Raw genomic sequence first — 12122 nt, forward strand, 5'->3', positions numbered from 1 at the left:
TATGTATTTTTTGCCTATCGAAATACCCCTACATCCTTAAAAAAAACAATTTAGCAACAATTATACTTTCAAGTCGGCAACGTTATCCAGCAAAAAGCTATGGGTGAACCTCGTCATGCCGGTTTTGGGGTAATAATCTACCGCCGCAGGCGCAGCCAATAGTATAAGTTTGGCCAATGGGCTGTGTAGCTTGGTTTCTTTTATCAGCCTGATGCCGATGCCCTGGCGCTGGTATTGCTCATCGACCGCCAAATCTGACAGGTAGGTGCAAAAAGCAAAATCGCTCAGGCTGCGGGCAATGCCTACCAGCTTGCCGTTGTGGCGCGCGGTAACAAACAGGTTGCCGTTCTCGCACATCAGCTTTATGCGTTCTATATCGTCAACGGGGCGGCGCTGGGCCAGCGTGCTGCGTTTAAGTACATCAATAAATTCTTCGGCATCCAGGGTATCTTCGCGCTGGTATGTGATTTCGGTGTTGGCCATCTGTTATCGTTTTAAATACTGAAGGTAAATATTATCAGCATCCAAATGTTAGCAATGCGCACGCAAATTGAATAGGCCAAAAAACATAAATGGCGTAGGCCAGGTGAAAGCAAAAAACGCCCCGGCATCACACCGGAACGTTCCATTATAAACCACAGATCAGTATTTCTATTCATAAAACGCGGGAGATATCGCCATTTCCAGCAGTGTTTTCTGGTGTTTGTCGAACAGTTTCTTCCACCAGAACTGGTAGTTGCGCGGGTACACCACCTGCTCGGAGTTTTGGCGTTTAGGCAAATTCTCCAGCGCGAGCAGCTTGAACATCACTTTGCGCGAATGATCTACCACCGCGTGCGATCGTTGCGTGTAACCGAAAAGGCTGTTGATCTCTTTGTTTGTTTTGCCCAGCAGTATCATCATAAAAATTTGGATGTGCAGGGTAGAGAAACCTTTGGTTTTAAGGTTAGGCCTGGTTGGTGCAATAGCGTGTACTTTCATAATGATTAAAATAAAAGGTTTATACGTTCGTACCTGGGTTTTTGCGCTGCTACGATAATTGGTTGCGTTAAATGATGCCGCGTATAATTAATAGTTGCGCCACGCATTTAGTTTTAACTTATTACGAGCATACGTTCAATAAAACTGTGTTCATTTTGTTCATTGTAATAGAGCGACACATAAGCTTAAAGTATTTGATAATTTGCCGGTAAAAAATGCCCCAGAGGGCTATATTTACCGCGTTATCCCCTTAAAAGGTCATATTATTAACCGGGGATAAATCCTTAACCTTAGCATACAAAGAAATTAACCCAATCCCTCAATATTAACTTTTAAACAATTCATGAGCAACGAACCCAAAAAACCCACAGACGGCACTATCCCTTTAGCAACCGGAAAAGCATGGGCAGCAAACTGGCGCAGCCATTTATCTAATACCGAAGATGTTTTTCAGGTGAGATCTTTTTATGTCCCAATCGCGTCTATAAACACTTTGCTTACCAACAGCCCCAGCCTGGAAGGCATAAGGACTTATATGGCCCTTGAAGATTCCGGCGACATGACGACGGCCAAAATGGTAATGGTAGCGATTGTTGACGGCGAAGAGGTACTTACCCTGCCCGGCGAACACGGCAAAGTACATAGCGGCACCGTAGACATGTTTACCCCCTGCCCTCCGTATTGCCCAACCGGCGGCGGCCCCACTTTAGAAAGCTAATTTAAATTTCTTCCGCGGATGTTTATAAGCTTTAATATCTTTAAGGCTTATAAACATCAATGGAAAAGTTTTTCTTTATTTACACCACGTTCATCGCTCCTCCCACCGCATTAATCCCTATAGTTTACGCATTTATTAACTACCGGCATTTAAGCCAGGCGTTTAAAATACTACTGGTCTTCATTATTTTTTCGGTGGTTATGAACACTACAGCTACTGTTATGGCGCGTGTTTACCATTTGCCCACGCTCTGGCTGTTCCATATCTATACGCCTTTTGAGTTTGCCTTTATTATCGCCTTTTTCGCTGAATTTTTTAGCAAACGTATAAGGTATATCATGTACGGTGTTGCCGTAGCGTTTGCGTTTTTCTGCTTGTGCAATACACTTTTCTTCCAAAGCTTTAAGCAATTAGATGGCTACTCCCGGTCGGTAGATGCGCTTATCCTTATTGCCTGCTGCATGTTGTTTTTCTCTAAAAACAATAACGATCTTGACCATAAATGGGGCGACTTTGCAAGCAACTGGATTGTCGCCGGCGTGTTGCTTTATTATAGCAGTTCGTTATTTATGTTTATTTTCTTTAACATGATGACGGTAGCCGGCACTATACAAATGATTATATTTATAGGATACGCCACTGTTTTAGCAATAGAATATATTTTATTTGCGATAGGATTCAACAAATGCAAGGCACAACAGACAATATCTACATCCAAATGATCCTGGGGATGAGCGGTGCCGCCATTTTGGTGGTATCGTTCATCCTATTTTCCATCCGTAACCAAAACAGATTGCTAAGGCAGCGCCAGCAGTTTCAGCAAGCCGAGATTGCGCACCAGAAAGATCTGCTGCGGGCGGTGATAGAATCGCAGGAGGCGGAGCGTAAACGCATAGGGCAAGACCTGCACGACGATGTGGGCACCAGCCTTTCGGGTCTGAGGCTGCTGATAGAAATGTTTAAGCCGGCCCAAAAAGATCAGCACTACGCAGATTTCCTGCGATCGAGCAAGACCACGATTGATAAGATAGTGAAAGATGTAAGGCATATATCGCACAACCTCTCCCCGGCTACGCTTGGCTACTACGGGCTGGCAGCTGCCATAAATGAGCATTGCGACATCATCAACCAATCGGGCAAGTTAAAGATAGATGTAGTGAACGATGCCGAAACAGCACTTGAGGAACTGAATATAACTGTTGCCACCGCGCTTTACCGCGTGCTGGAAGAATTACTTAACAACACCATCAAACACTCGGGGGCCAGCACGGCGGTAATTGCGTTTGCAACCGGCAGCCAACAAATAACCATAGATTACAAAGACAATGGCAAAGGCCTGCCTGTATCTGCCGATACGGGCAGGAAGGGAATGGGTATGCAAAACATCGAGAGCCGCTTGCTCAACATAAATGCTACATTTGTATTGAGTACCCAGCCGGGACAGGGGTTTGGTATCAACATAAACTACCCCCTGGCCTAAACTATTGATGATGGAAAAGATAAGCGTAGCAATTGTTGACGATCAGAACCTTTTCAGGCAGAGCCTGGCTATGCTTATCAATTCGATAGATAACCTTAACCTGGTTACCGATAGCCCCGGCGGCCAGGAACTGCTGGATACGCTTAAGGTATTAAATACCGGCGTAGATGTTGCCGTGATAGATATGGATATGCCCGGTATGAACGGCATACAACTTAACAAACTATTGCACGAGCTTTACCCCGAAACCAAGGTAATTATATTATCAGTGCATGTAAATGAGGCGCTTATCTCCAAAATGATCAATGCCGGTGCAGCCTCATACCTGGCCAAAAACTGCGATAAAGACGAGTTGATAACAGCCATAAACACCGTGCATGAAAAAGGTTTTTATTTCAATAACGAGGCCCTGAACGCCATCAGGAATAGCGGCAACCATAAAGGCTCGGCCCATACCCTGCTTAATGCAATACCCGTAGCTTTAACCAAGCGCGAAAAACAATTGCTTTTGCTGATTTGTAAAGAGTACAACAACGCCGAGATAGCCGCAGAGCTTTTTTTGAGCGTGCGCACTGTAGAAGGGCATCGCAACAATCTGCTGATAAAGACAAATTGCCGCAACACTGCCGGCTTAGTGCTTTTTGCTATTAAATACGGCGTTTTTGAGGTGCATTTTAACCAGGTAATTATACCTGATTTTAAAAACGAGTAGAAACACCAATTTCCCCCAATTGGTGTATTTTTAATTTATTTTATTAACTAATTAAACATATTGGTAAATTTCAAGTACCTTTATAATTAAAATTAACTAATAAGAAAAATAAAATTAACAGCCCATGTTGGCTGCGAAATTCCTTACAACTTAATAATTATATTTACGTATTAGAAAACATTCGATTAAGTTGTAAGATGGACATTGTATATATTAGTAACCAAATTAAGTTTGATATACTGACAATATGCGGGCAACCGGCAGCGCACCCCTACAATTTGCTGACGGATACCCCGCTGCATGCTATGGGCTATAACGATGACGGAGAACTGTGCCGCATGCTCGAAAACAGGCTGCAGCTTGTAGCCGAGGAATACAAAACCGGCAAGAGTATAACGGTTGGTTCGGTCTCTAAAAACCTTACGGTGTGGCAGTGTATCCAATTGGTTATTGTTTAAATATAGCTTTCCGTTCCTTCGATATATATTAGCTATCCATGACCGCCTTCTTAAATTATTACCTTGAGATACTTAAACAAGCCGTACTATCCAAAACCGGCCTCAAGAGTGTTGCCCCCGGCGATTGCAAGGTAATATCGTTCAAAATATTCGAAGCTACCAGACAAAGCGTAAGTGAAACCACGCTGAAACGCGTTTACGGGTTTGCGTACAGCAAGTTCCGCCCATCGTTATTTACTATAGATGTAATGGCCAGGTATTGCGGCTACGAGGGCTGGGACGATTTCCGCCTGCAACAGGAGGGTATGGCCAGCAAGCAATCGGCAACCAACGCCAATTGGGAAACATTAAAGCAAAACGCTGCCAAAATAACCAACTTTACTTTGCATGCCTTAAAAAACAAATCGGGCATCCCTTATAACCAAACCATAAAAAGGCAATTCATCAACCGACACCTCAACGAGTTTTTGCCGGGTAATTATACGGCAACCGTATTGGCTGCGCCCGCCGGCTATGGCAAAACCTTAGCGATCTGCCATTGGGTGGAAACCGCTCTGGCGCTCAATTCAACGGGCGAGAGTAACGATATCATCTTGTTTTTCAGCAGCAGCGCGCTCATGAACGTGTTCCTGAGCGGACGCGACCTTAACGATTGGCTACTGGGCTTGCTGGGCTATTCTACAGATAAAGACCTGCGGGCATTGGTTGACAACGGCGGCGGACAGGACGGCAATTTTTTCCTGATCATAGATGGGTTGGACGAACATTCATACAAATCTGAGCAGTTTGAGCTGTTGATTGATCAGGTGATCGACATACTGGCGCTATACCGGGATACATCATGGTTTAAGCTAATCGTGAGCATGCGCTCGGCTACCTGGATGAATAATAAACACCTGTTGCTGCAAAACCACCCCGAAAGCTGGCATACAGGGCTTTGGAACGAGAACAGTAATGTGTGCATAAACGTGCCCCTGTTTACCGTGGCCGAGATAAAAGAACTGTGTCTCAATATCAATCCCTTTATTAAAAATTTTCTGGCGATAGACCTGGCCGAAAACTTTAACCATCCGCTGTACTTCCAGTTTTACTATAAGGAGCATAAGGACAATTTTTCGCTTAACGACCTTAACCATATTTGTCTTTATGAGCTGATTTCCAACTTCGTACTCAACAAAATGTACCTTGGCCCGCATTCCGACGAAAAAATGCTGCTGCTTGATGAATTAGTTGGGCTGATGGATTTTGAGAGGGGTGGATATGATATAGACAAGCTAAAGGTAAGCCGCCTAATAAAACAATACCATCATGCATACCACGATTTGGTAAGCATTGGCTTTTTGCGCGAGATAAACACCAGTACCAATCTGCATTACCAAACCATAGTGCAGTTTGGTAACAACCATTTCTTGAATTTCGCTATCGCCAGGGAACTGTTGCTTAAAAACGGCGGCGCTTTTGATGATAAGCTGATAGCCTTCGTAAACCAAAACTTCGGGGATAAGGCGCGTAAGCTGCAACTGATTAAATGGTGCCTGCTGCATGCCGCAAAAACATGCGAGCAACCTGATATAGAAGCCCTGAAGCTGATGGACTTAGACGAAGACGACAAGGCCGATCTGTTGGTTTTTTTGAGCGAACTGGAAGAAAAAGCCCGGGCCAAACCTCAACTATACAAGCAAACCAGCTATCAGCTAACCTGGAATTGAGGCAGAAAAAAAGATAACCACCAACTGCAACACGATGTTGCCATATACGCCGGCCAGTACATCATCCATCATAACGCCGGTGCCACCCGGTAATGCCTCCAGCTTGCGGATACCAAGAGGTTTTAAAATATCAAAAAAGCGGAACAGCACCAAACCGGCCAGCAGCAAGTACAGGTTTGCCGGGATGAATAGCATGGTTACCAGCATACCCGCTACCTCATCAATCACCACGCGGTAGCTATCCTTACCCCACTCGGGCTCCACCTTGTTGCCTACGTAAATACCCAGGAAGGTAATGATTACCGTAACTATAAATAAAATATAGGCAGGGTAAACAGGCAATTGCCATATGGCCCAAATAAGCGGGCAGGTTACTATTGCGGCAAGCGTGCCGCCTCCTTTTATGTATCCTATTCCAAAAATGGATGCGATGAGTTTATTCATAGCCCGGTTTAGCTTTTATTCAGCACATCTTCTGCTGCTTCGGCAACTTCAGGTTCTATGGTATGCTTTTTAGGGAAATTGAACAGCAGTGAAGTAACTACCGGTATCAGGAATATGGCTACGGTAAATACCGATACGGCGATATCCGCCGTTTCGCCTTCCATAAATTTGGAGAAGGGCGTTTCGGGCTGAAAATGGATGTATAAAGATGAAGTGAGCTTGATACCCAATACCCCTATCACAATAAACGCAACCGTTTCTAAAAAGGTGAATTTCTCCATCAGTTTTACAAAGGCCTGCGCTACAAAACGCATAGCCAAAATGCCGATGAATACGCCGGTGTAAATCAAAAACACATGGTCGGTAAAGGCAACGGCGGCAAATACGTTATCTATGGAGAAGGCAAGGTCCATCAACTCTACCAAGGCAACGGTTGCCCAAAAGGTACCAATCAGCCCAACGGTAGATTTGTACAGCCAGTTTTTCTCTTTATCTACAGATTCTTCTCCTCCGTCGGCATCTTTTTCCTTTAGCTTACCTTTAAAATAATCAAATGCCAAATACATCAGGTACAAGCCGCCCAGTGGCTTCAACCACCAAATTTTCACCAACCATGCTGCTAAAAACAAACATACACCGCGTAGCACATAAGCGCCAATAATACCATATTTAAGTGCCCTGCTGCGCTGTTTTGGTGGCAGGTCAATAACCATGGTGGCCAGCACGGCGGCGTTATCTACCGATAGCAAACTTTCAATTACGATTAAGTTGAGGATAATGAGTAGGCCTGCTTTTATATCTTCGCCAAGCAGTTGGTGTAAAATGTCCATATCGGTGTTAAATTAAGTCGGTATTAAGCATTGTTTTTAAAATGTTCGCTTGCACGTCAAAGCTATTCATATGTTCTAAGAAATCAACATCGGCAATTTTTTTATAATCCTCATCCAACAGGCTTATCACTTCGGCTGGCAAATGGGTTTTCATTACCCCCGCCTTGCTTTGCAGGCGCACGTTCTTATCAAGCAGTTCCTGCATTACGCGCTCTTTTTTTGATAATTTGCTATCTGTCGCCGCGTTTCCAATTTTGGCTACATCGCAAAACAGGAAGATGTTGTTAGACGGTGAATATAGAAAATACTCGCCTATATCGATAATTTTATAAACCTCAATAGTTACATCGGCACACTTTACGCCGGCGTAAAACTCAATTTTAAAGCCGTGCTTGTTTAGTTTGCCCATCAGCTTGCGCTGTATGGTGGCATATTTATCGGTGTAAAGGTCGGCCGGGTTGTAACGCAGCAATTCGTCCAGTACTTCTACCGGTATCTCGGCAAAGTAATCGGGTGCGTAGCGCGCGCTAAAAAGGTTTATGTTTTTGGCGAAGGGGTAATCCTCCAGGTCGTTTGATAACACATCAAACAGCTTGCGCAGGCTTTGCGCCATTTTTAGCGCCTGCCGCTGCTTATCATTACTAAAATCATGCTCGCTGAACACGGTATCGTCCATCTGATCGATGAGTTGGGTATTCAGCGCAACCTCGTCTAACAGCAGGTCGGCCCGGCTCTCGTTGTTCTTCTTTATTTTTTTAAGCAGATCTATCAGGGTGACGGTAAACTGCAGGTGAAACAGTTCCAGTTTACCGGCATCCAAATCGGGGTTGGTTGCAAATAACTGGTGGATAACCTGGGTACGCAGGTAAATTTTATAAATGATGTCGTTGTTGAAGAACACCGTAAGCAATTGCAGCTTGCTGATGGTGCGGGTACTATCATTTAAAATATTTATCCTGTTTTCATCCATCAACCGTAAGCCCATTTAAAATGTAAAAATACAAAAATACTATCGTAGGCACTTATCAGATTTTAAATAGCAAAAGAGTGGCTAATTGAGCCGGATTAATGTAACTCCTCGCCCCCTTGTCATATCGAACGAGCGATAGCGAGGAGATATCTTGTTAGACTTGCAAGGCTCGCCACTATGCAAATCGGCTATGCATGCCCACTTTGCATAGCCAACAAGATCCTTCGCTATCGCTCAGGATGACAAAAGGAAAAATAAAAACCTGACCTATCGAACCCGCGATTGAGATGGTTGAGGCGTTGCGTTGCATGGTAATAAATATGCGAACGTTTTCCGACATTGCAAAAGTGTTGTTGTAAGCGGGACGCTTACATTTGCTTTGGTATCGAATATCAGCGGCATCCAATCATCTATTTCGTTCTCGAATTAGAAGAATATATTTTCCACCTTCGGTTTTCATAGATATCGTGTCTATATTATAGCGTATGATTTTATATTTAACACCAAGACCGATTTCTAGAACGCTATCTCTGCTATTAAAGGCCCATTCATAGTCACTGGAACTTTCAATATTCATCATTATAGGAGTTCCCTTTTTCTTAGGATCGAAAGAGACTAAGCATTTTGCCAATTCATTCGGATAAAATACCCATTGTCTATTTACATAAGCAAAATGATTATTGGTTATTCTTTTTTTTTCTACCCAAAATGACTGTTCGTTGTCCAAGGTTAAAATGCGCACAAAATCAGTTTTGTTTGCACAACCTATGAGGAGCAGAACAATAACAATAACTTCCTTTTTTTTCATATGATTTTAATTTCCCCCTCGCCGGTTCAAGCGTCCCGCTTGAACCCAAACACATGTCAGCGTCCAGCTGACGTAACGAAATGATTTAGCGGGTGTTCGGTTGAGGCGTTGCATGATAATAAATATGCGGATGTTTTCCGACATTGCAAAAGAGTTGCTGTAAGCGGGACGCTTACATTTGCTTTGATTCAAGCGGGACGCTTGAACCGGCGGAGGCAGTGGCTACAAAAGCTACGCAAACGTTAAATGATTTGATTAAAAAATGAATTAATTATGAATTCAACATTGAAAGCCATAATGTTGGCGGTTATAACATTTGTAATAGTCTTTTATGTAGATAGAAAAATAAAATGCTATGATATGTCATTTTACCAGGGAAAGGATGGTGGCATTTCGGCACGTATCAATTCGATTATTTTTTTAAGCTCTTTACTCTTTCTTAGTTATGCAAAGCACCATAGATTAAGATCGGGTTTAATTGGTGCACTTGTTGGGTTTATATCGTCGATTTTAGGATTTATACTTAGTTATTGGGTGTTTAATGAATATGAATTAGCTTTTCATATGTTTTCGTTAAGCCTGGCGGTTTTGATTTTTATTTGGTTTAGATATCTTGAAAATCCAAAGACGGATAATTAGTAAACAGGTTGATACTGTTTACATAAAATGATCAAATCCCATTGCTGGCGCACACGTGCCGCGTGTGCTATGGCCACCATAAAAGCCGATATCTTACAGGCCCTTTCCTTCCGAATAAAGCTACAGGATTTTAATGATATTTTGCTTTGCATGGTTGATTAGGAACGCGCGACACGCGCGCACCAGCATGGTGCCTGCGGGGACAGAAGACAAAATTGAGGTATAGGAACTTGAACAAATACGCCGACTAAGAGAAAACGGTTAATCACACCTAAATTACCATTGCTGTATTCTCACACCTAGTTGTGCATCCATTAATGCAAACTCTTTTGCGCCCCATGGCCTAAGTGTAACTACTTTCAAGTTAGGATGTAAAAGTTCGGGATGTGTTGCTGAAATCTTTTTGTAAACTTCCTCAATATCAGTCGTTACCAGCCTTAACTCCGGATTATGTTCTTTAGCCAATTTGGCATCTTGAAAAAGGTATAGCTGTAAATTACCTTTTTCAAGGACACAAAATGGCGCTTTTGTATTGAGTTCGCTATGTGTAACTGCAAACTCCAGGCAGTCTACAAAAAGCTTTAATCCATCATTTATATCCTCATAAAAAACACTGGGTACTAACTTAGTAAAGTTCATATAATAGTTTCTTGGTTAGCAAATATGTAGTAATTGCATTAAAATCGCACTTGATCAGGATCAAGAAATACTATACTGATGCCCGCACCCTGCTCAATGTTTCGGGAGTAATTTTTAAATACGAAGCCAAGAATTTTAACGGGAACGTTTGTATCAGCTGCGGTTTATTTTCTAATACATATTTATATTTCTCCTGCGGGGACATAGCCAGATCAAAGAAAACAACTCGAAACCAGCCAGGTTGCAGTATTTTGCCTAACTGAAAATATACAGGTGATTTACCTATCAATTCATGTATAGATTGTATGGTAAGCGTCAACAATTGACAATCTTTAAAAGCTTTAATGCCCTCTTCTGAAGGTTTTTTAAAAAACAAACTTGATGGACTGACGACACAGTCATAATCTGCATAGAGTTCAATTATTACTTCCGTTCCCTCAACATCCTGGTATTGATAGGCAGCACCCTTAATCAAAAAGTTTATAGCATTACAAACCTCGCCGCGTTTAAGCAGGTAGCCATCCTTTTTTATCTCGTTAAAAGTACAGTGTGCAAGTATATCTTCCAGTTCTGACGACGTAAACAAGCCAATTCTTTCTAAACATTTATGCAGAAATGTTTGCAGTTCCAGATTCATTAGCACTAAATTACATAGAATATCCTGAGTTTATTTATTCCAATGTTGTATCAAATACTAATTGAAAACATTACTTAAAGTTCTCTGTCTCGCGCGAGTGTGTAGCGCGGGACAAAAGAGGTGGAGCATTCCCCCGCCGGTTCAAGCATCCCGCTGACGCAATGAAACGATTTTTAGCGGGATTTCCAGGCTACAGGCTGCTAGTTAGGGGACAATTAAAGTTCGTCGGTTGAGACGTTGCGTTGCATGGTAATAAATATGCGGATGTTTTCCGACATTGCAAAAGTGTTGTTGTAAGCGGGACGCTTGCCTTTGCTTTGATTCAAGCGGGATGCTTTAACCGGGGGGCTAGTCACACGGTAACGGTACAAAGTTTAGGCACAAAAATCAATCTCAAGGATTATGCAACGAGTTAAAGTTTTTTGTAAGTATATTGTTGGAGCAGTCTTTTTAATAGTCTTGGGTACTAAGCCTATTTGTGCTAGTAAAGCAATTAATTCTGAGACATCCTGCCTGCAAAAAATGGTTTTTTTTGCAAACGAAATTGATTTAGATCGTCCAGCCGATTTAGATGCTGCAATTAAATTAGGGGACAGGCTTGGCATTGGGAATTGTGATTTTAGGGCTTGTAGGGGCGTATTTGCCTACAAAAAGTCAATTTCCTTAATCGTATTGAAGCTAATGCGATATTTTAAAAAAACCGAGCCAAATGTAGCATTGGACTTATTGCCTATAATAACTGCATCAAATGGAACAAAAAAAATCGTGTATGAGTTTTTCTATTTAGCCAGGAAAGAAGAGTTTCGAGGATTTCCACATCAAGAGATTCAATTTTTTAGCCCTTTGGAAGTACTTTCTTATATTCAAAATGATAAAGGATTAAAAAAAGACCCGGAGCTTAAAAGATGGATAATATTGCAAGATCAAGTTCCTTATAATCCTAAATTTTAGCCCACCCTGGCTCTAGTATGCAGCACGGGGCATGCTGGCAAAGGCGTACTAGTGCCCAACTAGTTGCAGGCAAGCGCTCCAACTCGCGCGAGTGTGTAGCGCGGGGCTGAAGAGGTGGAGCACTCGTGTGCACAAGATAACGATAA

General features: G+C 42.6%; 17 protein-coding genes. 9 read left to right on the forward strand and 8 right to left on the reverse strand.

Annotated features, from left to right (window positions below):
• Positions 1-60: 60 nt before the first annotated feature.
• Both AC1DYT_RS23965 and AC1DYT_RS23970 read right to left on the reverse strand, forming a co-directional pair.
• A complete protein-coding gene (locus AC1DYT_RS23965) occupies positions 61-483 on the reverse strand; it encodes a GNAT family N-acetyltransferase (RefSeq protein ID WP_477472027.1) in 423 nt (140 codons plus the stop codon).
• A 168-nt stretch (positions 484-651) separates the two neighbouring features.
• Positions 652-981, reverse strand: coding sequence for a hypothetical protein (locus tag AC1DYT_RS23970; protein ID WP_477472028.1), 330 nt, complete (start codon positions 979-981; stop codon positions 652-654).
• Positions 982-1324: 343 nt separating this feature from the next.
• Between AC1DYT_RS23970 and AC1DYT_RS23975 the strand changes: the two genes are divergently transcribed.
• The 6 genes from AC1DYT_RS23975 (at position 1325) to AC1DYT_RS24000 (ending at position 6058) form a co-directional block, all read left to right on the forward strand.
• On the forward strand, positions 1325-1699 hold the full coding sequence (locus AC1DYT_RS23975) for a hypothetical protein (RefSeq protein ID WP_477472029.1): 375 nt from the start codon (positions 1325-1327) through the stop codon (positions 1697-1699).
• Positions 1700-1758: 59 nt separating this feature from the next.
• Entirely contained in the window at positions 1759-2421 is a 663-nt protein-coding gene (locus AC1DYT_RS23980; protein WP_477472030.1) for a hypothetical protein, read from the forward strand.
• A complete protein-coding gene (locus AC1DYT_RS23985; RefSeq protein WP_477472031.1) occupies positions 2385-3179 on the forward strand; it encodes a sensor histidine kinase in 795 nt (264 codons plus the stop codon). The genes AC1DYT_RS23980 and AC1DYT_RS23985 overlap by 37 nt, the downstream gene beginning before the upstream one ends.
• Before the next feature lie 7 nt (positions 3180-3186).
• Positions 3187-3891, forward strand: a complete 705-nt coding sequence (locus AC1DYT_RS23990) for a response regulator (protein ID WP_477472032.1) — start codon at positions 3187-3189, stop codon at positions 3889-3891.
• A gap of 197 nt (positions 3892-4088) precedes the next feature.
• A complete protein-coding gene (locus AC1DYT_RS23995; RefSeq protein ID WP_477472033.1) occupies positions 4089-4349 on the forward strand; it encodes a hypothetical protein in 261 nt (86 codons plus the stop codon).
• Positions 4350-4387: 38 nt separating this feature from the next.
• A complete protein-coding gene (locus tag AC1DYT_RS24000; RefSeq protein WP_477472034.1) occupies positions 4388-6058 on the forward strand; it encodes a hypothetical protein in 1671 nt (556 codons plus the stop codon).
• Here the strand turns inward: AC1DYT_RS24000 and AC1DYT_RS24005 are convergent.
• The 4 genes from AC1DYT_RS24005 to AC1DYT_RS24020 form a co-directional block, all read right to left on the reverse strand.
• The gene (locus AC1DYT_RS24005) at positions 6044-6502 is read right to left on the reverse strand and encodes a phosphatidylglycerophosphatase A family protein (RefSeq protein WP_477472035.1); all 459 of its coding nucleotides are present in this window, start codon (positions 6500-6502) and stop codon (positions 6044-6046) included. The genes AC1DYT_RS24000 and AC1DYT_RS24005 overlap by 15 nt on opposite strands.
• Before the next feature lie 8 nt (positions 6503-6510).
• A complete protein-coding gene (locus AC1DYT_RS24010; RefSeq protein ID WP_477472036.1) occupies positions 6511-7332 on the reverse strand; it encodes a TerC family protein in 822 nt (273 codons plus the stop codon).
• Positions 7333-7339: 7 nt separating this feature from the next.
• On the reverse strand, positions 7340-8302 hold the full coding sequence (locus AC1DYT_RS24015) for a hypothetical protein (RefSeq protein ID WP_477472037.1): 963 nt from the start codon (positions 8300-8302) through the stop codon (positions 7340-7342).
• A gap of 406 nt (positions 8303-8708) precedes the next feature.
• Positions 8709-9110 (reverse strand): hypothetical protein, encoded by a 402-nt coding sequence (locus AC1DYT_RS24020; protein WP_477472038.1) that lies wholly within the window; start codon positions 9108-9110, stop codon positions 8709-8711.
• Positions 9111-9383: 273 nt separating this feature from the next.
• On the opposite strand from AC1DYT_RS24020, the gene AC1DYT_RS24025 reads away from it, so the two are divergent.
• Both AC1DYT_RS24025 and AC1DYT_RS24030 read left to right on the forward strand, forming a co-directional pair.
• Positions 9384-9749, forward strand: a complete 366-nt coding sequence (locus tag AC1DYT_RS24025) for a hypothetical protein (protein WP_477472039.1) — start codon at positions 9384-9386, stop codon at positions 9747-9749.
• A gap of 27 nt (positions 9750-9776) precedes the next feature.
• Positions 9777-9911, forward strand: coding sequence for a hypothetical protein (locus AC1DYT_RS24030; RefSeq protein ID WP_477472040.1), 135 nt, complete (start codon positions 9777-9779; stop codon positions 9909-9911).
• 114 nt (positions 9912-10025) lie between these two features.
• On the opposite strand, the gene AC1DYT_RS24035 is transcribed toward AC1DYT_RS24030, so the two are convergent.
• A complete protein-coding gene (locus AC1DYT_RS24035; protein ID WP_477472041.1) occupies positions 10026-10388 on the reverse strand; it encodes a VOC family protein in 363 nt (120 codons plus the stop codon).
• Between the two features lie 70 nt (positions 10389-10458).
• Positions 10459-11025: a Crp/Fnr family transcriptional regulator gene (locus AC1DYT_RS24040; protein WP_477472042.1), complete on the reverse strand. Its 567-nt coding sequence runs from the start codon at positions 11023-11025 to the stop codon at positions 10459-10461.
• Positions 11026-11427: 402 nt separating this feature from the next.
• Here AC1DYT_RS24040 and AC1DYT_RS24045 point away from each other — a divergent pair, with 402 nt between their 5' ends.
• Positions 11428-11976, forward strand: a complete 549-nt coding sequence (locus AC1DYT_RS24045; protein WP_477472043.1) for a hypothetical protein — start codon at positions 11428-11430, stop codon at positions 11974-11976.
• The last annotated feature ends 146 nt before the right edge of the window (positions 11977-12122 follow it).

This window comes from Mucilaginibacter sp. P1_D10 (genome assembly GCF_056406215.1).

Bases quoted from the DNA above. Each gene is read 5' to 3' on its own strand.
- AC1DYT_RS23985 (WP_477472031.1), top strand. From the start codon at position 2,385: ATGCAAGGCACAACAGACAATATCTACATCCAAATGATCCTGGGGATG.
- AC1DYT_RS23970 (WP_477472028.1), bottom strand. From the start codon at position 981: ATGAAAGTACACGCTATTGCACCAACCAGGCCTAACCTTAAAACCAAA.
- AC1DYT_RS24020 (WP_477472038.1), bottom strand. From the start codon at position 9,110: ATGAAAAAAAAGGAAGTTATTGTTATTGTTCTGCTCCTCATAGGTTGT.
- AC1DYT_RS23990 (WP_477472032.1), top strand. From the start codon at position 3,187: ATGATGGAAAAGATAAGCGTAGCAATTGTTGACGATCAGAACCTTTTC.
- AC1DYT_RS23975 (WP_477472029.1), top strand. From the start codon at position 1,325: ATGAGCAACGAACCCAAAAAACCCACAGACGGCACTATCCCTTTAGCA.
- AC1DYT_RS24025 (WP_477472039.1), top strand. From the start codon at position 9,384: ATGAATTCAACATTGAAAGCCATAATGTTGGCGGTTATAACATTTGTA.
- AC1DYT_RS24010 (WP_477472036.1), bottom strand. From the start codon at position 7,332: ATGGACATTTTACACCAACTGCTTGGCGAAGATATAAAAGCAGGCCTA.
- AC1DYT_RS23965 (WP_477472027.1), bottom strand. From the start codon at position 483: ATGGCCAACACCGAAATCACATACCAGCGCGAAGATACCCTGGATGCC.
- AC1DYT_RS24035 (WP_477472041.1), bottom strand. From the start codon at position 10,388: ATGAACTTTACTAAGTTAGTACCCAGTGTTTTTTATGAGGATATAAAT.
- AC1DYT_RS24000 (WP_477472034.1), top strand. From the start codon at position 4,388: ATGACCGCCTTCTTAAATTATTACCTTGAGATACTTAAACAAGCCGTA.
- AC1DYT_RS23980 (WP_477472030.1), top strand. From the start codon at position 1,759: ATGGAAAAGTTTTTCTTTATTTACACCACGTTCATCGCTCCTCCCACC.
- AC1DYT_RS24005 (WP_477472035.1), bottom strand. From the start codon at position 6,502: ATGAATAAACTCATCGCATCCATTTTTGGAATAGGATACATAAAAGGA.
- AC1DYT_RS23995 (WP_477472033.1), top strand. From the start codon at position 4,089: ATGGACATTGTATATATTAGTAACCAAATTAAGTTTGATATACTGACA.
- AC1DYT_RS24040 (WP_477472042.1), bottom strand. From the start codon at position 11,025: ATGAATCTGGAACTGCAAACATTTCTGCATAAATGTTTAGAAAGAATT.
- AC1DYT_RS24030 (WP_477472040.1), top strand. From the start codon at position 9,777: ATGATCAAATCCCATTGCTGGCGCACACGTGCCGCGTGTGCTATGGCC.
- AC1DYT_RS24045 (WP_477472043.1), top strand. From the start codon at position 11,428: ATGCAACGAGTTAAAGTTTTTTGTAAGTATATTGTTGGAGCAGTCTTT.
- AC1DYT_RS24015 (WP_477472037.1), bottom strand. From the start codon at position 8,302: ATGGATGAAAACAGGATAAATATTTTAAATGATAGTACCCGCACCATC.